Origin of the sequence: Melissococcus plutonius ATCC 35311 (assembly GCF_000270185.1) — a bacterium.
GTDB lineage: Bacteria > Bacillota > Bacilli > Lactobacillales > Enterococcaceae > Melissococcus > Melissococcus plutonius.
The window spans coordinates 1,162,209-1,182,385 of the sequence record NC_015516.1; the positions used below are offsets into that span (position 1 = coordinate 1,162,209).

Here is a 20,177-nt window from a genome sequence, read left to right on the forward strand (position 1 = left end):
TTTACCAATTTAACCACTTCATTCATTTATTGTCAGAGTATTCAGAATTTAAATGCGGAATCAGTGGATTGTAATTAAGAAATGACTTATGAAACACTTTAAACGTTGATGGATAAACAATATTAATGCTTAGAAAACTATAAAGTTTTATGAGTATTTTTAAAATATGATTTTTACAACTAAAAAAGCTAGATAGATAAGGATTCTTTCTCCCTGTCTATCTAGCTTTTAATTTAATCATTGATCAAACAAACTGATTGTTATTACATCGATCTTCGTAATTAGCAAATAGCCTATTTAACTGTCAATTCTCCAACAAGTTCATTGGCTTTAACGTTTTGATTGTTCATTTTTAAATCATATTGCTCAACAATATCTTGATTTGTAAAAACAACAATAATATCTGAACTTTTCCCAGCTTTTTTCAGTTCAGCCAAATCGATGGTAGCCACTTTATCTCCTGCTTTAACAACCTGACCTTCCTTGACATGTAGGGTAAATGGTGCACCCTTCAACTCAACTGTATCAATGCCCATATGAAGTAATACTTCAACATTTGATGCTGTTTGTATACCTAAAGCATGCTTTGTTGGAAAAATATTTATAATCTTACCAGCAACTGGTGTATAAATATTGCCATCTTCTGGAAGAACCGCATACCCATCTCCCATCATTTTAGTTGAAAATACTTCATCATTTACCTCAGTAATTGGCACAGCCTTACCCGTTGCAGTGGCATATAAAGATGTTGTTTTTTCAGTCGAAGAAGTTTTCTGCTTAGAATTAGTAGATGTTTCTATTTTTTCTTTTTTTGATTCTGTTGTCTGACTTTCAACATTACCGTTTCGATAACTACCTGGATGATCTTGTAGTTTAATCATTTCATCAGCAACAAATTGAACTTCAGTACCTACAATGACCTGAATGTTTCTATCATTAATTACTTTTACACCTGGTACACCAGTCGCTTTTATTTTAGCTTGATCAACCTTACCAGTATCTTTTACAACCAAACGTAAACGAGTCGTACAATTATCAATAGAAACAACATTGTCATCAGCACCAAGAGCCGTATAAATTTTACGTGCAAGAACAGTAAATTTATTGTCACCAGGAACTATTGTATGATCAATATCTTCTGTTTCTTCACCAGTTCCCTTTTCACGACCAGGTGTCATTAAATTAAGTTTAGTAATAACAAAACGGAAACCAAAATAATAAATGACTGCAAAAACTAATCCTTGTAAAATAAGCATCATTGGATGATTTGCAACCGGATTTTTTAAACTTAAGAAGAAATCAACAAAGCCAGCACTAAATGCAAAGCCTGCCGTCCAATGCATAAATGCAGCAAATGCAAGAGATAGACCAGTAAATACAGCGTGAACGACGTAAAGTGGCCAAGCAATAAACATGAAAGAAAATTCTAAAGGTTCAGTAACGCCTGTAAAGAAGGAAGCAAAGCCGGCTGCTAACATTAAAGAAGCAACTTCTTTTTTCTTCTCAGGACGTGCACATTGATAAATAGCAAATGCTCCAGCTGGTAATCCAAACATCATAATTGGGAAAAATCCAGCTTGATACATCCCTGTTTTACCAATAATTGCTGCACCAGAATCAAGCGCTTTTTGTCCAGCCAAGAAATTACCAATATCATTAATACCTGCCACGTCAAACCAGAAAACAGAGTTTAATGCATGGTGTAGTCCAGTTGGAATTAATAAACGATTAAATAATCCATAAAGGCCAGCACCAACAAAGCCTAAACTTGAAATCCCTCTTCCGAAAGAAACCAATACATTATAAACCATTGGCCACACGAAAAATAAAACAGCGGAGATAATTAACATAGAGATAGCGGACATAATTGGAACAAGTCGTTTACCACTAAAAAATGACAAAGCCATTGGTAATTTTACATTGTGAAATTTATTGTACATCGCTGCGGCAACCAAGCCAGCAATAATACCGACAAACACGTTATTTCCCATTGTACCAAATGCGGGATTAACTTCACTAACATTTTTAAGTCCCTTAATGGCTTGAACAGATTCAGAAGATAATACCATTTTAGGAATTAAATAAGCAACCAAGCCGGCCAAAGCAGCTGCTCCATCTTTATTTTTAGACATTCCTAGAGCTAAACCAACAGCAAATAGTAATGCTAAATTATCTAAAATTGCTGTCCCGCCACTTGCTAAAAATGTAGTAGCTGGGCTTGCACCAATTGTACCAATCAACCAGTTAGCAATCCCTACAAGTAATGATGCTGCAGGCAAAACAGCAACTGGTAACATTAAAGAACGTCCCATTCTTTGCATGTAATCTTTCATTTGTAACACCCCAATATAATTTATTTTTATTTACTTTGAACTGACCATTTTTAGTCGTTCAATGTGAATAGCTAAATAACCTAGTTCCTCATCCGGTACATGATAATGAAAATTTTTACTCAAAAATAGCTGAATTTTTTGTGCAATTTGATAACTATCGCTGTATTTCTTTTTGACAATTTCCAAGATTTCATCATCTAAAACAACATATTGATTTTGTTGAAATCTTTGAATAAATAGTCGTAGGTGGTTAACAAGACGTGAATAATTAAGACTCATCTTTTCATCATGCATATTAATCTTTAATTCTTTTTCAATCAAATGAATGACTTCTGAAACAATGGTAATATCACGAATACTTTTACTATTATCTTTTTGGCCATTTCGTGCACTGTGAATATGAATGGCAATATACCCATCTTCATCATAGCTGAATGGAATATCAAGTGTCTTAGTTAAAAATTCTACTGCCCATTGAGCAATGGCAAATTCTTCACTGTAAAGCGTTTCAATTTCATGAAGCAATTTATTACGTACAATGATGTTATTTTGCGTATTTTCAGCTGCAAAAGCAATATGATCGCATAACCCAATATTAATATGTTCATTTAGCTTTTCGCCTAAAACCCTTTCAGCATAAGTAATAATTTCTTCCGTTGCTAGGAAGTATTGCTCGTCAATTTGTGATAATAAGATTTGTAGTTTTTGAATTCCCTCAGGTTCCATGATAAACATTCGCTCAACCATCGAAGCAGAAAGCAAATCATTTTTCTTCTTATTAAATCCAACTCCTTTTCCTACAGCTACTTTTTCCTGTCCATTATCAAGAACAAGTACAGCATTTTGATTCAATAGTTTTTTAATTTTCATAATGCCCCTCTTCTTTAGAAGTAGATTAATAACATGTCCAGCTAACATACAAATAAAAAAAGTATAGAACAATATCAGTAATGACATAAGCACGCAAAGTAGTCTATGCCATTGAAATTCTTCCATGCCTAGTATTATCTAGTCACATGAAAACGCTATTCACATTTATTAAATAACAGAACATATTCTACAAATATATAGACCATTTGTCAAGACTTTTTGAGCAAACTTAATGGAAAGGATTTTGATTCATGACGAATTATCAAATGAACCATCAATGATATCTATCTTTTAAAAAGATAGATTAGCTAAATAAAACATTAGTATTAAACAACTGTTAGAAATTTGCTATAGTATGAAACGGAGTAAAATTTTAAAGAAATATTTATTTCTATCATTTACAGCCATACGTTTTATCATTCCTATTGTTAATTCTCTAGTAATAAGAACATCTAAATCCTTCCTACTCCATCTGTTAAAGTCATAGTCTAAAAAAATAGTATTTTCTATCTATTGTAAGAATTGAAGCAAAGACTTTAATTTTTAGATAATGTTCTAAAGATTAGATTAAGCTTTTAAATAGCCATAAAATAACTATAGCAGCTAAGAAAATAACTAAAATAAAATTTAAAAATGAATACCAAATTATTATTTGTAAGACGTATGACTTGATTGAATTGACAAAAAATAATTTTGTCCTTTTATATCATTTAAATATTGCTACCTTACTAAAAAATTGATTTAAATACAAAGATACAAATGATTCTGAATAAGAGTTTTAATTTACAAAAATTATCAAAAAAGGTATAATTGACTGAGCGTTTTAAATAAAGGAGTCGATGAACTATGAGTGAAAAACCACAAGAATGGTCTGCTGAGGAAATTGAAGTTATTAAGGAACATATAATAACTGCTTTGGAAACAGTTATCGATCCAGAATTAGGCGTTGACATTGTTAATTTAGGTTTGATTTATGGTGTTGATTTTCAACCAACGGGTGAAACAGTTATTAAAATGACCTTAACCACAATGGGATGTCCGATAGTTGACCTTTTAACCGAGCAAATCCATGAGGCACTCAATGAAGTACCTGAAATTAAAACCGTTGAAGTAAAACTCGTCTGGTATCCAGCTTGGACAACCGATAAAATGTCTCGCTATGCTAGAATTGCTTTGGGAATCAGATAAATCATTAAAATTAATTTTTTAATATGTTATAAATAATAAAAAACTTTCTCATTTAATCGATTTAAAGGGAGAAAGTTTTTTTATTAAGGTTGTTTATTTTTTATTAAATTGTAAAGCGAGCTTTATCCTTTAGCTATTAAGCCTGCTTGTTGATTTAGAAACACTATCAATCCGATTGACAGACTATTTCACCGTGTTCCTTATCATTAAACCATAAAATTTAAATCAATTAAAAACAATCTTTCTATATAAAAAAGATGAAATTGATTTTAGAAATTCCTTAATCTTTAAAAACTTCTAAAAGATTAACACTATTCACCTTTTCTACAATAAATTCATATTCTGCAATATAATGACTGGTAGCATCATGGTTGCCATCTGCATCTGAAAGAATTAAAAAATGACCATATTCTTCATTATTCGCATGTGGAGTAATATTATCTGTATGTATTAGTTTGCTAATTGCATTTGTAACTTCTTTGGCATTCAATTCCTTAAAATCCATGGATTTTCTTATTTTCTTAGTTACTTCAGAACCGTCTATTGTTTGTCCATTTTCATCAAGTTCTGTTATTTCAACTGTCGTTAAGGTGACTCTATAATTTGTATATTGCTTTTCCATTCCTATTCCTTCTTTCTTTTTATTTATACTTCTATTCTACTAATCTATAAATGAAAAAATTCCACGATTTTTCTATTATTTTGATGGTCTATCTCATTAACTAATAGATGTACTAGGAATTACAAGAGCAAATAAATTCGCCATATTTGCCATTAGATATAAACAATTACTAGTCACTTCATTAAAGCGATTCAAGTCTTCTTTCGACAGTTCCAAAGGTTTATTTTCATCATAATATTTATTTGTGAAATTAATGTTGGCTCCTTAAAGTAATTAAAAAAGAAAAAATTTTAATCGATTACACTATTTTTTAATACAATCATCTAATGAATGCATATAGGAGAGCTAACATTAAAATGGAATGCTATAAATTTAAAGAAAATTCAATTGAGATATCAAAAATTCTTTTTCATGAAAAAATACAGTTAGTTTAACGTTGTCAATACTATCAAAAACACTTCAATCAAACTGATTAATTGGTATTGCTATTGAAATAATGGCAATATTGAATTAGTTTGATTGAAACAAGGCAGTGTAATAAATCATTTCATGTGTATTCGAATGAAAATTTTATATTTGCTGAGCTTAAAAGAATTGAATCAAGAAATTGTTGTATAAGTTTCTAAATTCTTAAGATCATGAATTTGATCAATAAAAAACACCTTAAAATGTGATAAAACAACATTTTAAGGTGTTTATCTGTATGGAGACGGCGGGAGTCGAACCCGCGTCCAAACATATCGCCACTTAAACATCTACATTCATAGTCATACTATTGAAGTTTCATAAAAGTTTATGCCGCATGACAGGCCTGAACTTTTACTAGTCTGATTATTTCTGATAAATTCTACAGACGGAAAAATTTATCATAGCCCACTTCATTTAAGACCCTTACTTGAGCACATGGGCGATGCCAAGAGGATCTACGCTAACTGTTTTTAGGCAGCTACAGCGTAAGAATAGTTTTGTTTTTTAGCAGTTATATTTAACTGTAACGTTTTTACGTAGACGTAACCTACGGAATGCCATTCAAGCTCAAACTATGCCTGTCGAATCCGTAACGCCCCCAAATTTTCAAATAGCAATACTTTAATAGTATAACATAATTTCAATCGCTATTCAAAGTGAAACATAAAATAATAGACATTAAACTAATTTTTTTATTCTTCAGATTATACAATGATAATGTTATTTCCAAACAAAAAATCAATCATCTAGAATCAATCTTTCCACCACTCTATTCCCTACACCAATCTTTATAATCCTATTTTTGATCTATTGCAAATAAGCTTTCTCATAGAAAGGTTCATTGCCCTATTATTTTGATGAACAGGAGATAAATTTAGTAAAAGCAATCATTATAAAAAGAAGATAACAGTTTTTCTTTCAAAAATTTTGTCATTATTAATCCTAGTTGAAAATTCTGATTATAAATGAAACTTTTATTGATATACCTGAGTACATGTATTGAAAATAAAGATTAGCGATTGCTTGTTTTTAATATCCAATAGATAGTAATCATATAATCATATAAAAAAAGACCTAAATTTCTAGATTTATTAAACAATTTTTAGCAATGAAAAAAGCGATACAAAAGTCGATTGATTGTCCTATTACAATGATCAGCATTATAACTAATTCTTATAACTTGGTGAGACAATTAGATAAACTGAATCTATTGTAAGTGATAGCTATATTGTAATGATCTAACTAAAAAATGTTGGAATGTTTTTTAGTTAGATATACTTGTTCTGTAATAATCCTAATTATTTCAGTAATAATCCTAACTATCAATAAACAGAGATAAATTCAATCCACCTAATTTTTTTATAGATTGATTATTCTGGAACATGAATTAGCTACTATTGTATCATGGTTAACGATAATGACTGTTTTGCCCTGTTGATTTAATAATTTTAATTCTTTTAAGATGGTATCTCTATTTTTATCATCTAGGGAACCCGTAGGTTCGTCTGCCAAAATCACACTGCTTGGTTTGATTAAGCATCTTGCAATAGATATTCTTTGCTGTTGTCCACCTGAAAGCTCAAAGACTTTATACTGTTCATAGCCGGATAATCCTACAACCTCTAAAACTTCCTGTATCTGTTTCTGTTTTTCTTGTTTATTTTTCTTGACGTATTTTTGTGCTAATGCTAAATTTTGATAAACCGTTTGATCGTCAATTAAAGCATAGTTTTGAAAAATATATCCAATGTTTTCACGGATAACTTTATTTGCTAGTTTGCTGTTAGGTTTAATATTTTTCTGATCGCCTATTTGATAGGTACCACTATTTAATCCTTCAAGTAAGCCTAATATATTTAAAACGGTGGATTTGCCAGAACCACTTTCTCCAACAATGGCAATCATCTCGCCATCATGAATCGTCAGATTGATATGATCTAATACCATTCTATTGCCGTATTTTTTAACAACGTTTTCAAGTACAATCATTTTTATTCTCCTTTAAGAATTCCTATGAGATTTTTACTTTCTTGATAATAAAATATTGACAGACTGATTAAGATGTCGATCAAGGCCAATAAAACGCCTGCACCCAACCCAACAATTGAATGGCTGAAAACTGTTGCTACGATTATTTGAATCAAATACACAAATAGCCAAGCAGCAGTGACTTTTCTATACCTATCAACCAATTTAATTCCTAATGCTCGTTGGATAGAGAGTGTCATTTTATTTGTTGTAAAGTACAATACACATACAAAAGCCGAAACGATTAAAGAGACTAAAAAGATAATCAGTAATAATGTTGCTGCCATTTGAAGACCTAATCGAATGGTATCTACTTGGGTACTTAGAATGGATGCTATTGTTGAGAATTTAAGATTGATGCCTTTCATTGTTTTAGAAGAAAGCTGTTTTGCAATATAGTTTCGATTTTTTTACTATTTTCTATTCTTATGGGACTGTTTACTTCTGTCGTTAATAATTGCATTTTACTTATATAATCTAAATGATTCGATGCTATAAGTTCATAGATTGGATTCGTAAATGTTACAATATCATCATTTAAAAATACATTGGTATTGATTGATTTATTGTAATAATCAATAGTGACTTTCGTCTTTTCTAGCGTGGTATTTTTTCTTGCTTGCTCACCCATACGATTATAAGCCATCATTTTACATAGTTCTTCTATTTTTGCTTTATTCGCTTTGAAAGAAAGTGGTACTAAGAAAACATTCTCATTATGCTCTTTTGGTATTTTCAATGAAATACTCTTTAAATAATTTTCATTTACCTTAATGGTTTGGTATTTATCACTTGGTTTAAACATTTTTCTCGGTTGGTAGAGTGGAAAATTTTTAATTGGATCGATAATGGTACCATAGAAAAAATAAGCATTAATATTTTTTTCCAAATCTAAAAAGAAAATTGATGTCTTATCCTCATTTACTCCATTGTTTAATCTAAAATTTTTGGTGGCCTCCTCAGTTGAAACTCCTATTTTATCAACGGTTAAAAATTTCCCTTCATTAGCAACCTTATTATAAATTTCAGTGGCCTTTAAAATTTCATGAATATTTGCCAAACTTCCAATTAATAATACGGTAGTTAAAATAATCATCAATATTTTTAAAATAAATGTTGTTCCAATTCCTAATCTGAATCTCTGAGAATTTTTAATAAGACTTGTCACTGTTATCTCTTTGATGATTGAATAGGCGAATAACACCGATAAGGATAAAAGGCCAAAAATAATGAGTTGTATAGCTATTAAAGACCATAAAAAATGCGTTGGTAAATAATCAAAATAAAGGATTACAAAACTATCAAAGATAAGAGACACAATTAGACTGGTTAAATAAGGAAATAAAAATAATTGTTTTAAAATCTCTTTTGATTTGAACCCGACTAATTTCCAGACACCTATATTTTTTATTTGCTTCATTGGAATTGAAAGTATACTTAATAGGGTTAGTAGACTTAATATGCTGAATATACCTATATAAATGAATAAATATTCATTTATGTATCCTTTTTTTGAATGCATTTTGGGTGTTTGTAAATCTTTAATTGTCAGTCCAAAAAAATCAGACATTTCTTTCAGAAGTACTTCTTTATTTTTATTTGATTTAGGTATAATAGTATAGATACCATTAGCAGATTTATCATTATTACTAAAATAATTATACAAACTTTGTAATTCAATCACCGGACTTGCAACAAAAGTCGGAATGGTTTAAAAGTTTTGGAAAGGGAAGCTTGCTTGGTTTATAATTGCAGATTTTAGAACTTTATCCTTCGGAAAATCTGTCCTAATAATACTTATTTTTTTTTCATCAGATAATTTTTGAAAAAAAGGAAGCATCTTGTCTGGTGTCTGCGTGGTATTGGAAACATAAATTTTAAATGAATTGCTTGTTTGCTCAATATTTTCCAGACGTTCTTGATCTTTTGTTTGATAAAGATTGATCACGATAAACCCAGAAAAAATGACCATTAGTGCTAAAAAGGCACTAACTATTTTTTTCATGTCTGATACCTCCATATAGAATTTGTATTATTACAAAAAGACGTTGTGCAATTTTTTAGTTATTTGTTATTAGTTTGTATGCGCCCACCAATAATGTAGTCCGGTAGGTGGTACCTTTGTATATTTTGCATTTGACCAAAATCCAGCGTCGCCATATGCACGATGCATATCATTTTCAATTCTACCAACAGATGAAGTATGGTTTTTACTAGCATGGAGATAATCTGAGTATCCAAATGTACCATTCCATCCTATATCATAATTCTATGTCCGCCGCCTATAGTAGCTGCTAAGGTCGTTGTTGCGACCCCAGTACCAAGTAACATCATCCTAACAATAAAGATAATGCATTTTTTCATCATAATTCCTCCCAAGATTAGGATTATCGCACAACTTCATACTAATTGTAAAAAATTTTTAAGAAAATTGCAAGCACTTTCTTTACAAATAGTTATTAAAAATTTTTATGAAGTACTTTTTGTTTTAAATTCTATTGACTATAAAATTAACTATATTTTTAATAATTTTTACTAAAATATACTTTTTTAATACATATTTTTTGAACTAAAAATTTGTTGAGCAGCTATTCTTCACCTCATTTTCCACCAAAATTCAAACTATTTCCTCCCTTATAAGAAATAGTTATCTATAAATTATCTGATTGTTTATTATAAAGTAAAAACAAAAATTCTATCTCTTCTATCCATAGATTTTTTCTACTTTTTATCAATTTAACTAACTAGACCAATTTGATAAGAATATGAAAAAAAGAGTAGAAAACTATGATTTTCTACTCTTTTTGTTATTTTTTCACTGCTTAATTAAAAGGGTAACTTAATTCAGATCAAATATTATTTTTGATCATCCTAGTTAACAATAAAAAGACTTAAATTGGTTTTCTTTTCTGTCTATCTAACTATAAATTATAGCTATTCCCTGTTTCCTTTATTTCTGCTACTTCAATGTAATGAATGGATAACATTTTTTATTAGTATCTGATATCTCTAATAGCAATTTTTAGAAAAATTTAGATAGAAATAGCCAAATAATGACATTTCCTGCTACTTCTCCTTAATATTTTTGCTTTTTCAATGGATAACTAAAAAATTTTTTCATTAAGTTTCTCTTTTTTATTTGCCGTAAAAAATTTCTTCAATCTTCTCACACAATTGCGAAAAATGTGTAGCATTGAAAAGTGGTTGTCCATAAAAGAAGAAACATTTTGGATATAATAGCTCCAATTGAGGCAGATAAAGATCAGAAAGAATCAATTGAGGCACATCTTGTAATGAGTTGACGTATAGAATTGGAACGTCTACGGTTGCTTTAATTCTTCTTTGCAATTGTTGTAGTTGTAAGTTAGGAATTTGTGTAAAAAATAGAATTTTGATTGACTGTTGGTTTTTAAGTTGTTTTTTCTTAAAGAATAGTAGGTAACTCGAAAGTAAAAGTTGCTGATCCACAATAGATGTATTTAGAGAAAGAAAACGACTCATTCTAGTATATTGTTTTTGCCAATAAAAGTCATTAAAAAAGAAGCATTTGATATCCAAAAATGCCGTTTCTGGCAATTGTTTTATGAGTTGTTTATATTGCATAAATAGTCTTTTGATCTTCTTTTGTTCAGCAATGGATAATGAACGGTCAAGAGAGTGAAACAAAACGGATTGTTTATGAACAATTGAATACTCATCGATTAAGGCATGAGGCATTTCTTTAAAGAAAATAGTTGAATTTGTTAACTGTTTAAATTCTTTTTGAAAAAAAATTTTTTTCTTCTTCAATTGCAAATTGTTTTAAAAAAAGCAGAATAATTTCGATTTCTACCAAAAAATCGATCGATCAAAAGCAACTGTTTGCCTTGTGTCTGTAAAATATCTTTAGACAATGAATGGCCATTTTGAATTCTTGATAGGTTAATACTTAAAATAACTTTTGCTTTTAAAAAATCTAAATAGGATACATTATCAAAATGGAGTTCCTGAATCAAAAAATTCTGCAATTCTTGTTCATTAATGGCAGGAAAAGGCCAATTTTCTTCTTCAAAACATTGCCAATAAAATTCAATGAAACAATGCCGAATAGCTGCTTCTTTTCCCTGTATTTTCTGCTTACTTCTTAAGTCGATTGTCACTCCATAGGTAGAAAAAAGACGGTTCACCTTTTTTAAGTACCTAATTAAGGTGGCAATACTAATATAATGTTGTTGTGAAAAAGCTAATAAGCTAGTAAATTGTTGTTGAAATAAAGCATGCACAATTTTATAATTTAAACTTTGTTTAAAATAGGTTTTATAGATCATTGAAAAAGAAGCACCAGGTAACAATCGAAAATAAACCATACGCTGATCAAGAATAAAAATCATTTGTTCATGCCAATAAAATTGATCACTCTCTTTTTGAAACCATTCCAAACTCTTTTTGATCGTTTGTTGGTCTAGATTGACTTGTTTTGCTATTTTGGCAAAAGACATTTTTTCTTTATTGTTCAAAAAAATTAATAATTTTATTAGTTGTCTGTAGGGTTTATCTAATAATTCTTGAAATATAGGCTTCTCCTTCTGTTCACAGTTTAGATCTTAGTTTAACATCTGATATAACCTATTTATTGTCTATGTAGTTAACATAATAAAATTATAGGAAACCAACTGTTATTTATAACTGCTTATTATTTTTATATAATTTAATTTTTGTATTTTTAAATGGTTTAGTAATTGTGCATATAAACACATTTTTTCATATTGTATTTGTTCAGTAGATTTATTTTTTAATGACAAAATTTGAGTTAGTTCATCTAACCATTCATCCCTTAAATCATTGATTGAATTTTCTTCTTTATTATCAAATAATGGATAAGACAAGTTAAAGCAATGATTTTCTGTTAAAGAAAAAATACCCGTCGACAGCATTGATTCATAGAAAATATTTCTTTTGCTTGGTATTTTTCGCTTTTTCGCTGCTCTTGTGACTAGGTATTGTGCTTGTGCTAAAAAATAATCCAATGATACATCCCCTAGTAACTGTTGAAGTTGTTGGAATTCATCGACTTCTGTTTTCCTTAAAGAGGATTTTAGTTGTAATTTCTTAAAATAGCTAGGTAATGTGAATGATGGGCTTGATTCATTTTGAATAGAAATAAAGGCAATCTTGTCATTCTTTATTTGATTTTTTTGAAAAAATGAATCGTTAGAATGGGAAACACCAAAAAAGAAACCACATGAATCCTTCAAAAAATGCCTCCAACATCCTTCTCCTAAAAACCAGACTTGGCTTTTTTCATCTATTTGTTGAAATTGTTTAAAAAAGACAGATTTTATTAATGGAAATTCAGGTTTTTTAGAAAAGATAGGAAATGTTAATGCATAATGTTTCTCTTTTCTTTGCAATAAATGATAGTGAATCATACGATCTATTATTTTTTCGAGGCCTTTTTCGCTATGAAATACTTGTTTTAAGTGTCTCAAGGTAATTGGTATATCCTGATGTTCATCTAAATAAACAACAACCTTATCAAATAGTTCATGTTGGGTAAGTGAATGAATAGCATGCTCATGTTCTTTTGATTGAAAATAATAATGCATTTCTGTCATGATTGTTTACTCCTATGTGCCATTACTATAATAACTGTCATTATAGCATATTTTTTTATCCATAGAATCAATAAAAAAATGAGTAAAGGAAATCTCCCTTACTCATTTTTGTTCAATTTATTTCTTTTATATAACTAAAATTCATAGTTATTTTAAATTTGTATAAATTAGTGGTTATTAAATAGAGATAAATAAAATAGGTGAACATTTAATAATTTCTTTTTATTGAAAAATCATTTTTAGACGATCAAATTTAATTAAATGCCTCAGTCAGTGCTGGAATGACTTGCTTTTTACGTGAAACAATTCCTTTTAAAAAGGCACGATTATTTTTCAATGTTACATTAAACGCTTGTTCTACTTTTTCAGGTGTTGAACCAATAACGAGTAATTCAGAATCACTTGCAATAATATCTGTAATGAGTAAAACAAATACATCATAAGCATTTTTTTCATTTGTGGCACGAATGGCAGTTTCTAATTCATTTTGACGATTCAATACTTCTGACAAATCTACAGTGTTTACTTGTGCCACTCTAACATTTTTTCCACCCATTGAAAAACTTTTTGCGTCTAAATCTAACAATGTTTCAGCAGATTTTGTTTCCAAGTTTGTTCCAGCCTTTAACATTTCTAGTCCATAGCTTTCCAAATCTATTTTTGCAATTTCTGCTAATTTTTTTGCAATATCAATATCCTCTTGAGTACAAGTGGGGGATTTAAATAATAATGTATCAGAAATAATTGCTGATACCATGATGCCTGCAATCGCTGTAGGAATAGATACATTATTCTCTTTGTACAATTTATAAAGAATAGTACAAGTACACCCTACTGGTTCTGATCGATAATATAGAGGATCAGAAGTTTTAAAATTAGCAATACGATGATGGTCTACAACGGATAAAATATTTAGCTCTTCAATGTCAGACACACTTTGTTGAAATTCATTATGATCTACTAGCATGACATCTTTTGTAATTTCAGAAGCCTTTTCTATAATTGTTGGTACTTCAATGGCAAAATGATTTAAAGCGTATAAGGTTTCCTCATTAGGTTCCCCTAAGGCAACTGCCTCGCAGTCTTTTCCTAATTCTTTTTGTAGGTGGGCAAAACTAATTGCTGCACCTATAGCATCTGTATCTGGATTTTGATGCCCAAAAACTAAGATTTTTGACATAGTATCCACTCCTTTTCTCAATTCATTATTAATGATAACAAAAAATAAAAAAGAAACAATAAAAATCGTCTCCTTTTTTACTTTTTCTTTTTTATCGTGTCAGATATCCCTTATAATCATCCACATGCAAGATTTTTTTAGCATTTTTTACACGCTCATCAGTAGGTGGTTCGATTCCTTCTAAAGGATAAGGGATCTTTAAATCTTCCCATTTATATTTTCCCATAGTATGGTAAGGTAACACTTCAAACTTATCCACATTGTTTAAAGTTTTAACAAACTTGTCTAACTCAATCAAATATTCATCATAATCACTTCGAAAAGGCACTAAAACGTGACGTATCCAAACAGGTTGCCCCACTTCAGATAAGTAATGTGCTAAATCAAGAATATTTTCATTATTGAAAGTAGTTAACTCTTTGTGTTTTTCACTATTGATATGTTTAATATCAAGCAAAACTAAGTCTGTGTATTTTAATAATTCATTAAATTGACTAAAAAATGGTTCTTCTCTTGTAAATGGTTTTCCACAAGAATCCAATGTGGTTGAAATTCCTAATTCTTTCGCTTTTTTAAATAGATCAATTAAGAATTCAATTTGAAGAAGTGGTTCTCCTCCACTGACTGTTATGCCACCTTTTTCTCCCCAGTAAGAACGATAATGTAAAGCTTCTTCAATAATTTGATCAGCTGTAACAAGTTTCCCTCCTGCGCCAATTCGCCATGTATCTGGGTTATGACAAAATTCGCAACGCATCCGACAGCCTTGCATAAAGACAACAAAGCGAACACCTGGACCATCTACCGTGCCAAAATTTTCAGTTGAATGAATACGTCCTTTTATTGTTTCAGTCATACTTTCACTCTTTTCTTTTATAAAAATAAAGAAGATGCAACAAGGCTTCTTTAAAATGAAAAAGCAGAGCGCCTTGTTACATTCTTCTTAAGAATAGCTTTTACAGAAATAGAATATCCTCTTAATGATTAGGTTCTATTACATTCTGTCATGTGATGTTCTTGAGATAACATCAGCTTGTTGTTCAGGAGTTAAATCACGGAATTTAACGGCATAACCTGAAACGCGGATTGTTAGGTTTGGATATTTTTCTGGATGTGCCTGTGCATCTAATAACAATTCATTTGTAAACACATTGACATTTAAATGGTAACCACCTTTATCAAAATAGCCATCCATTACATTACGTAAGTTATCAATTCTAATATCATCATCTTTACCTAATCCATTTGGATTAATTGTTTGTGTATTAGAAATGCCATCTAAGGCACATGTATATTCTAATCTTGCAGTAGAGTTAAGTGAAGCAAGTAACCCATTCTTTTCACCTAAGAATTTACCATCTTGATAACTTGGATTTGCTCCTGGAGCAAGTGGCTTACCAGCACGACGTCCATCAGGTGTATTACCAGTTGCTTTTCCATAAACAACATTTGATGTAATTGTCAATAGAGAAGTTGTTGGACGAGCGTTACGATAAGTATGATGACGTTTAATTTGTGTCATAAAGTATTCAAGAATCCAGTTTGCCATTTCATCTGCTTCTTCATTATCATTTCCATAAGTTGGGAATTCATTTTGAGGAACATAGTCAACAGCAACACCATCTTCATCACGAATTACTTTTACATTACCATATTTAATAGCCATTACACTATCTGTTGCATGTGAAATTCCTGCAATACCAGTTGCAAATGTACGTTTTAAATCACTATCCATGAAAGCTAATTGAGCTGCTTCATAAGCATATTTATCATGCATATAATGAATAACATTTAGTGTATTTACATACAATTCAGCCAACCAGTCCATAATGTCTTTATATCTTTCGATAAATTCATCAAAGTCTAGTGTATCGCCTTCCATTGGACGAAATTTAGGTCCTACTTGTGCTTTTGTTTTTTCATCTATGCCACCATTAATTGCATAAAGAGCAGCTTTTGCTAAGTTAGCACGTGCACCAAAGAATTGCATATCTTTACCCATTACTGTCGCAGACACACAACAAGCAATAGCACAATCATCTGATCCCCAGTTAGCACGTAATAAATCATCATTTTCAAATTGGATAGAAGAACTTTCTTTTGCAATTTTTGCAGCAAATGTTCTAAATCCTTCTGGTAAATGTGAAGAATATAAAACAGTTAAGTTTGGTTCTGGAGAAGGTCCCATATTTGTTAAAGTATGCAAAATACGGAAATCATTCTTAGTAACTAATGAACGTCCACTTAAAGCCATACCTGCTATAGATAATGTTGCCCAGATTGGATAACCAGAGAATAATTGATTGTATTCTGGTGTACGAGCAAATTTAACCATACGCAATTTCATAATCAAGTGATCAATCAATTCTTGTGCTTCAAACTCTGTAATTGTTCCATTTTCTAAGTCACGTTGAATATAAATATCCAAGAATGCTGAAATACGGCCAATAGACATTGCAGCACCATTTTGAGATTTGATTGCACCTAAATAACCAAAGTATAACCATTGAATTGCTTCACGGGCATTACCTGCTGGTTGAGAAATATCAAATCCATAAGAAGCAGCCATTTTTTTCAATTCGCCTAATGCACGAATTTGTTCAGTGATTTCTTCTCTTAAACGGATGACATCTTCAGTCATGCTCTTATAACCTGTATTGCTTAAATCTTTCATTTTTTCTTCGATTAAGCGATCAATACCATATAAAGCAATACGACGATAATCCCCAATAATACGGCCACGACCATAAGCGTCTGGCAATCCAGTAATAATTTTATTTTTACGAGCCGCTCTCATTTCTGGTGTATAAGCGTCAAAAACACCTTGGTTATGTGTTTTTCTTAACTCAGTAAAAATTTTTGTCATTTCTGGATCTACTTCATAACCATTTGAAGTTAGCGCATTGTTTGCCATGTTAATTCCACCAAATGGCATAAAAGCTTGTTTCAATGGTACATCTGTTTGTAATCCAACAATTTTTTCTTCTTCTTTAATCAAATAGCCAGGTTCATGTGAGGTTAATGTTGCAGGTACATTATTATCCATGTCATAAACACCGTTTTGTTGATGTTGAACTTCAAATAATTCTTGCAATTTTGTCCATAATTTGTCTGTACTTGGAGCGATTGGTTCCAAAAAGCTATCATCGCCTGTGTATTCTGTGTAATTTCTTTGAATGAAATCACGAGTGTCCACAGAAGTTTTCCACTTGTCTCCTTTAAAACCTTTCCATTGTTCCATCAAGGTAACCTCCTAATAATAAATATATGTATAACAGCTTTACAAACAAAGTATAACACATTCCCTTTTTAAAGCAAGTTTTTATAATTATATTATTATTTTTTTTTTAAAATAATAATAAAATAGCTAGAAAAAGCTTATATATAAAGGAAATTATTTTATAAATAATAAGTCAATTTTAATAGAACAGGTCATTGAAATTATATTTGATTTATTTATAGATATCCATTTGATGAACTTCCAAAATTTGACCTTCTGATTTCTCGTTAATGATAACTGATCCATTAGACATGCGATGGACAAGGGGATAATTTTGACCATTTATTTGTTTTTGTGTCCCTTTTTGAGTAAGAATTGTCAAGTTTTTCGGACTGCTTTCTGCCATAAAAACGATTCGATGCGGTAGATTTTTTAATTCTTTTAATACCATTAATCCACGTTTAGCACGCCCTAATAATGTTAATTCGTCCGTACTCATTCTTTTTATATTTCCTCTTTGTGTAATAAAGGTTACCTCAGTTTCTTTTGTATCATCAATCAATAATCCGTTAACAATAACATCTTCTTCCTTTAAATTCATTGATTTGACACCTGCAGCCTTCGTACCAATAATTGGTACTTCGGATAAAGGAAATCTTAAACCAAAGCCAAAATGGCTAACTAAAAAAACATCAAGATGATTTTGTTTGTCTGTTAGATAGACATTAACCAATTCATCATCATCAATTTTCAATTTCATACAATTTGTTGCTCGACTTTTATAGGTTCGCCATGGCGCAAAATCTGTCATTTTGGTTTGTTTGATCATACCTGCTTTTGTCATAAAGACAAATGTTTTTGTTGCACTTAACTCTTTATATAAATAAGCACCGATAATTGCCTCATCTGCTGATAAATTTAAAATTGTTCGAGAAAGGTGTTCTCCCAATTCTTTCCATCGTAAATCTGGTAATTCATGAACGGGCCGATAGATGACATTTGCCTTATTTGTAATCAATAATAAATGATCAAGAGTATTTACCTGTCTAGCTAGTAATAAAAAGTCTCCGCCTTTTATCCCAATTTCTTCGGGTTTAGACGCATTGTAAGATCTAATACTACTACGCTTGATATACCCTTCATGGGTAACTGTTACAATAACATCTTCTTGGGAAACTAATACCTCTGTATCAATTTTGATTTCTTGAATTTCGTTCTCAATTTTTGTTGCACGTTCATGTGTATATTTCTTTTTCACTTCACGTAATTCTTTTTTCATTACAGCGAACAATTCTTTTTCATTTTCAAGAATTTCAGTTAGCTTTTCTATTGATAATGCAAGCTCATTTGCTTCTTTTTCCAATTGAGTAATATCAGTATTGGTTAACCGATAAAGTTGCAAATTAACAATTGCTTCTGCTTGTTCCTCTGTAAATGCATAGGTTTTCACCAGATTTTGTTTTGCGTTTTTTTTATCTTTACTTTCTCTTATAGTAGCAATGACTTTATCTAAAATTGATAAGGCTTTGATCAACCCAGAGACAATGTGCTGTCTTTTTTTAGCTTTTTCCAACTCAAAATGACTGCGATTTTTAATTACAATTTTTCTATGTGAAATATAACTATTTAAAATATGTACCAAACCAACTTGTCTTGGTGTCATATTATCAATAGCAACCATATTAAAATTATAGTTAATTTGTAATTCAGTATTTTTAAATAGGTAATTTAAGATTCCTTGGGCATTAGCTTCTTTTTTTAATTCAATGACAATTCGTAAACCAGTTCTATCACTCTCATCACGAATTTCTGCCATGCCATCAATCTTCTTATTTAGGCGAATCTCATCCATTTTTTTAACCAAAACTGCCTTGTTTACTTCATAAGGAATCTCAGTTACAATAATTTGCTGTCTTCCACCTCTAAGTGATTCAATCGCTGTTTTAGAACGTAAAACGACCTTCCCTTTTCCTGTTTCATAGGCTTTTTTTAGTTCTTCTTTTCCTTGTAGGATACCACCAGTTGGAAAATCTGGTCCAGGAATAAATGTCATTAGTTTTTCTAATGATGTGTTCGGATGGTCAATGAGATAAATTGTGCCATCGATAACTTCTGATAAATTATGTGTTGGAATTTCAGTCGCATAGCCAGCCGAGATACCTGTTGAGCCATTAATTAATAGATTAGGTACTCTAGCTGGTAATACTGTAGGTTCTTTTTCAGTATCATCAAAATTCCAAACAAAGTCTACTGTCTCTTTTTCAATATCTTTTAAAAGTTCACCACTTAATTCTGACAAACGCGCTTCAGTATAACGCATAGCTGCAGGTGGATCTCCGTCCATACTTCCATTATTACCATGCATTTCAATTAATGTTTCTCGTAATTTCCAATCTTGACTTAAACGAACCATTGCTTCATAGATACTGCTATCTCCATGTGGATGATAATTTCCCATAATATTTCCGACAGATTTTGCTGATTTTCTAAATCCCTTATCAAAGGTATTGCCATCTTTATTCATTGAAAATAAAATTCTACGTTGAACTGGTTTTAATCCATCTCGAATATCAGGTAATGCTCGTTCCTGAATAATGTATTTTGAATATCTACCAAAGCGATCTCCCATTACTTCTTCTAGCGTTAGTTCCTGGATTTCTGATTGTTTTTCCAT

Annotated in this window: 16 protein-coding genes and 1 other RNA gene; 1 reads left to right on the forward strand and 16 read right to left on the reverse strand. The window is 30.6% G+C overall.

The window, feature by feature from the left end; all coding sequences use genetic code 11:
- Nucleotides 1-293 precede the first annotated feature (293 nt).
- Complete coding sequence (gene nagE, locus MPTP_RS04940; protein WP_013773988.1) at nucleotides 294-2,333, reverse strand: N-acetylglucosamine-specific PTS transporter subunit IIBC; 2,040 nt, start codon at nucleotides 2,331-2,333, stop codon at nucleotides 294-296.
- A gap of 30 nt (nucleotides 2,334-2,363) precedes the next feature.
- Nucleotides 2,364-3,203 (reverse strand): PRD domain-containing protein, encoded by an 840-nt coding sequence (locus MPTP_RS04945; RefSeq protein WP_013773989.1) that lies wholly within the window; start codon nucleotides 3,201-3,203, stop codon nucleotides 2,364-2,366.
- Between the two features lie 846 nt (nucleotides 3,204-4,049).
- Between MPTP_RS04945 and MPTP_RS04950 the strand changes: the two genes are divergently transcribed.
- Nucleotides 4,050-4,391, forward strand: coding sequence for a metal-sulfur cluster assembly factor (locus tag MPTP_RS04950; RefSeq protein ID WP_013773990.1), 342 nt, complete (start codon nucleotides 4,050-4,052; stop codon nucleotides 4,389-4,391).
- A 280-nt stretch (nucleotides 4,392-4,671) separates the two neighbouring features.
- Here the strand turns inward: MPTP_RS04950 and MPTP_RS04955 are convergent, their stop codons facing one another.
- The 14 genes from MPTP_RS04955 to parC all read right to left on the reverse strand — a co-directional run bounded on the left by MPTP_RS04955 (nucleotide 4,672) and on the right by parC (nucleotide 20,177).
- Nucleotides 4,672-5,013, reverse strand: coding sequence for a hypothetical protein (locus tag MPTP_RS04955; protein ID WP_013773991.1), 342 nt, complete (start codon nucleotides 5,011-5,013; stop codon nucleotides 4,672-4,674).
- A gap of 701 nt (nucleotides 5,014-5,714) precedes the next feature.
- Nucleotides 5,715-6,081: a transfer-messenger RNA gene (gene ssrA / locus MPTP_RS09265) on the reverse strand.
- Between the two features lie 759 nt (nucleotides 6,082-6,840).
- Nucleotides 6,841-7,470 (reverse strand): putative bacteriocin export ABC transporter, encoded by a 630-nt coding sequence (locus tag MPTP_RS04960; protein ID WP_013773992.1) that lies wholly within the window; start codon nucleotides 7,468-7,470, stop codon nucleotides 6,841-6,843.
- A 2-nt stretch (nucleotides 7,471-7,472) separates the two neighbouring features.
- Nucleotides 7,473-7,877: a DUF1430 domain-containing protein gene (locus MPTP_RS04965; RefSeq protein ID WP_041363481.1), complete on the reverse strand. Its 405-nt coding sequence runs from the start codon at nucleotides 7,875-7,877 to the stop codon at nucleotides 7,473-7,475.
- A complete protein-coding gene (locus MPTP_RS04970) occupies nucleotides 7,874-9,193 on the reverse strand; it encodes a hypothetical protein (protein ID WP_013773994.1) in 1,320 nt (439 codons plus the stop codon). The genes MPTP_RS04965 and MPTP_RS04970 overlap by 4 nt, the downstream gene beginning before the upstream one ends.
- A gap of 27 nt (nucleotides 9,194-9,220) precedes the next feature.
- Nucleotides 9,221-9,514, reverse strand: a complete 294-nt coding sequence (locus tag MPTP_RS04975) for a hypothetical protein (protein ID WP_013773995.1) — start codon at nucleotides 9,512-9,514, stop codon at nucleotides 9,221-9,223.
- A gap of 69 nt (nucleotides 9,515-9,583) precedes the next feature.
- Nucleotides 9,584-9,769 carry a lactococcin 972 family bacteriocin gene (locus MPTP_RS09745; protein WP_080580431.1) on the reverse strand — a complete coding sequence of 62 codons (186 nt, stop codon included), beginning with the start codon at nucleotides 9,767-9,769 and terminating at the stop codon, nucleotides 9,584-9,586.
- 875 nt (nucleotides 9,770-10,644) lie between these two features.
- Nucleotides 10,645-11,298 (reverse strand): hypothetical protein, encoded by a 654-nt coding sequence (locus tag MPTP_RS04980; protein ID WP_148267221.1) that lies wholly within the window; start codon nucleotides 11,296-11,298, stop codon nucleotides 10,645-10,647.
- Nucleotides 11,295-11,987, reverse strand: a complete 693-nt coding sequence (locus MPTP_RS04985; protein ID WP_013773998.1) for a helix-turn-helix domain-containing protein — start codon at nucleotides 11,985-11,987, stop codon at nucleotides 11,295-11,297. The genes MPTP_RS04980 and MPTP_RS04985 overlap by 4 nt, the downstream gene beginning before the upstream one ends.
- Before the next feature lie 177 nt (nucleotides 11,988-12,164).
- A complete protein-coding gene (locus tag MPTP_RS04990; RefSeq protein ID WP_013773999.1) occupies nucleotides 12,165-13,103 on the reverse strand; it encodes a DUF1803 domain-containing protein in 939 nt (312 codons plus the stop codon).
- Nucleotides 13,104-13,356: 253 nt separating this feature from the next.
- Entirely contained in the window at nucleotides 13,357-14,283 is a 927-nt protein-coding gene (locus MPTP_RS04995) for a manganese-dependent inorganic pyrophosphatase (RefSeq protein WP_013774000.1), read from the reverse strand.
- A 91-nt stretch (nucleotides 14,284-14,374) separates the two neighbouring features.
- Complete coding sequence (gene pflA, locus MPTP_RS05000) at nucleotides 14,375-15,139, reverse strand: pyruvate formate-lyase-activating protein (RefSeq protein ID WP_013774001.1); 765 nt, start codon at nucleotides 15,137-15,139, stop codon at nucleotides 14,375-14,377.
- A gap of 138 nt (nucleotides 15,140-15,277) precedes the next feature.
- Nucleotides 15,278-17,524: a formate C-acetyltransferase gene (gene pflB, locus MPTP_RS05005; protein WP_013774002.1), complete on the reverse strand. Its 2,247-nt coding sequence runs from the start codon at nucleotides 17,522-17,524 to the stop codon at nucleotides 15,278-15,280.
- A 211-nt stretch (nucleotides 17,525-17,735) separates the two neighbouring features.
- Nucleotides 17,736-20,177 (reverse strand): DNA topoisomerase IV subunit A, encoded by a 2,442-nt coding sequence (gene parC / locus MPTP_RS05010; protein ID WP_013774003.1) that lies wholly within the window; start codon nucleotides 20,175-20,177, stop codon nucleotides 17,736-17,738.

What these genes read in the sequence shown, in the direction of transcription:
- nagE (WP_013773988.1), bottom strand. Translation starts at nt 2,333, where the DNA reads ATGAAAGATTACATGCAAAGAATGGGACGTTCTTTAATGTTACCAGTT.
- MPTP_RS04945 (WP_013773989.1), bottom strand. Translation starts at nt 3,203, where the DNA reads ATGAAAATTAAAAAACTATTGAATCAAAATGCTGTACTTGTTCTTGAT.
- MPTP_RS04950 (WP_013773990.1), top strand. Translation starts at nt 4,050, where the DNA reads ATGAGTGAAAAACCACAAGAATGGTCTGCTGAGGAAATTGAAGTTATT.
- MPTP_RS04955 (WP_013773991.1), bottom strand. Translation starts at nt 5,013, where the DNA reads ATGGAAAAGCAATATACAAATTATAGAGTCACCTTAACGACAGTTGAA.
- MPTP_RS04960 (WP_013773992.1), bottom strand. Translation starts at nt 7,470, where the DNA reads ATGATTGTACTTGAAAACGTTGTTAAAAAATACGGCAATAGAATGGTA.
- MPTP_RS04965 (WP_041363481.1), bottom strand. Translation starts at nt 7,877, where the DNA reads ATGAAAGGCATCAATCTTAAATTCTCAACAATAGCATCCATTCTAAGT.
- MPTP_RS04975 (WP_013773995.1), bottom strand. Translation starts at nt 9,514, where the DNA reads ATGAAAAAAATAGTTAGTGCCTTTTTAGCACTAATGGTCATTTTTTCT.
- MPTP_RS04985 (WP_013773998.1), bottom strand. Translation starts at nt 11,987, where the DNA reads ATGTCTTTTGCCAAAATAGCAAAACAAGTCAATCTAGACCAACAAACG.
- MPTP_RS04990 (WP_013773999.1), bottom strand. Translation starts at nt 13,103, where the DNA reads ATGACAGAAATGCATTATTATTTTCAATCAAAAGAACATGAGCATGCT.
- MPTP_RS04995 (WP_013774000.1), bottom strand. Translation starts at nt 14,283, where the DNA reads ATGTCAAAAATCTTAGTTTTTGGGCATCAAAATCCAGATACAGATGCT.
- pflA (WP_013774001.1), bottom strand. Translation starts at nt 15,139, where the DNA reads ATGACTGAAACAATAAAAGGACGTATTCATTCAACTGAAAATTTTGGC.
- pflB (WP_013774002.1), bottom strand. Translation starts at nt 17,524, where the DNA reads ATGGAACAATGGAAAGGTTTTAAAGGAGACAAGTGGAAAACTTCTGTG.
- parC (WP_013774003.1), bottom strand. Translation starts at nt 20,177, where the DNA reads ATGGAAAAACAATCAGAAATCCAGGAACTAACGCTAGAAGAAGTAATG.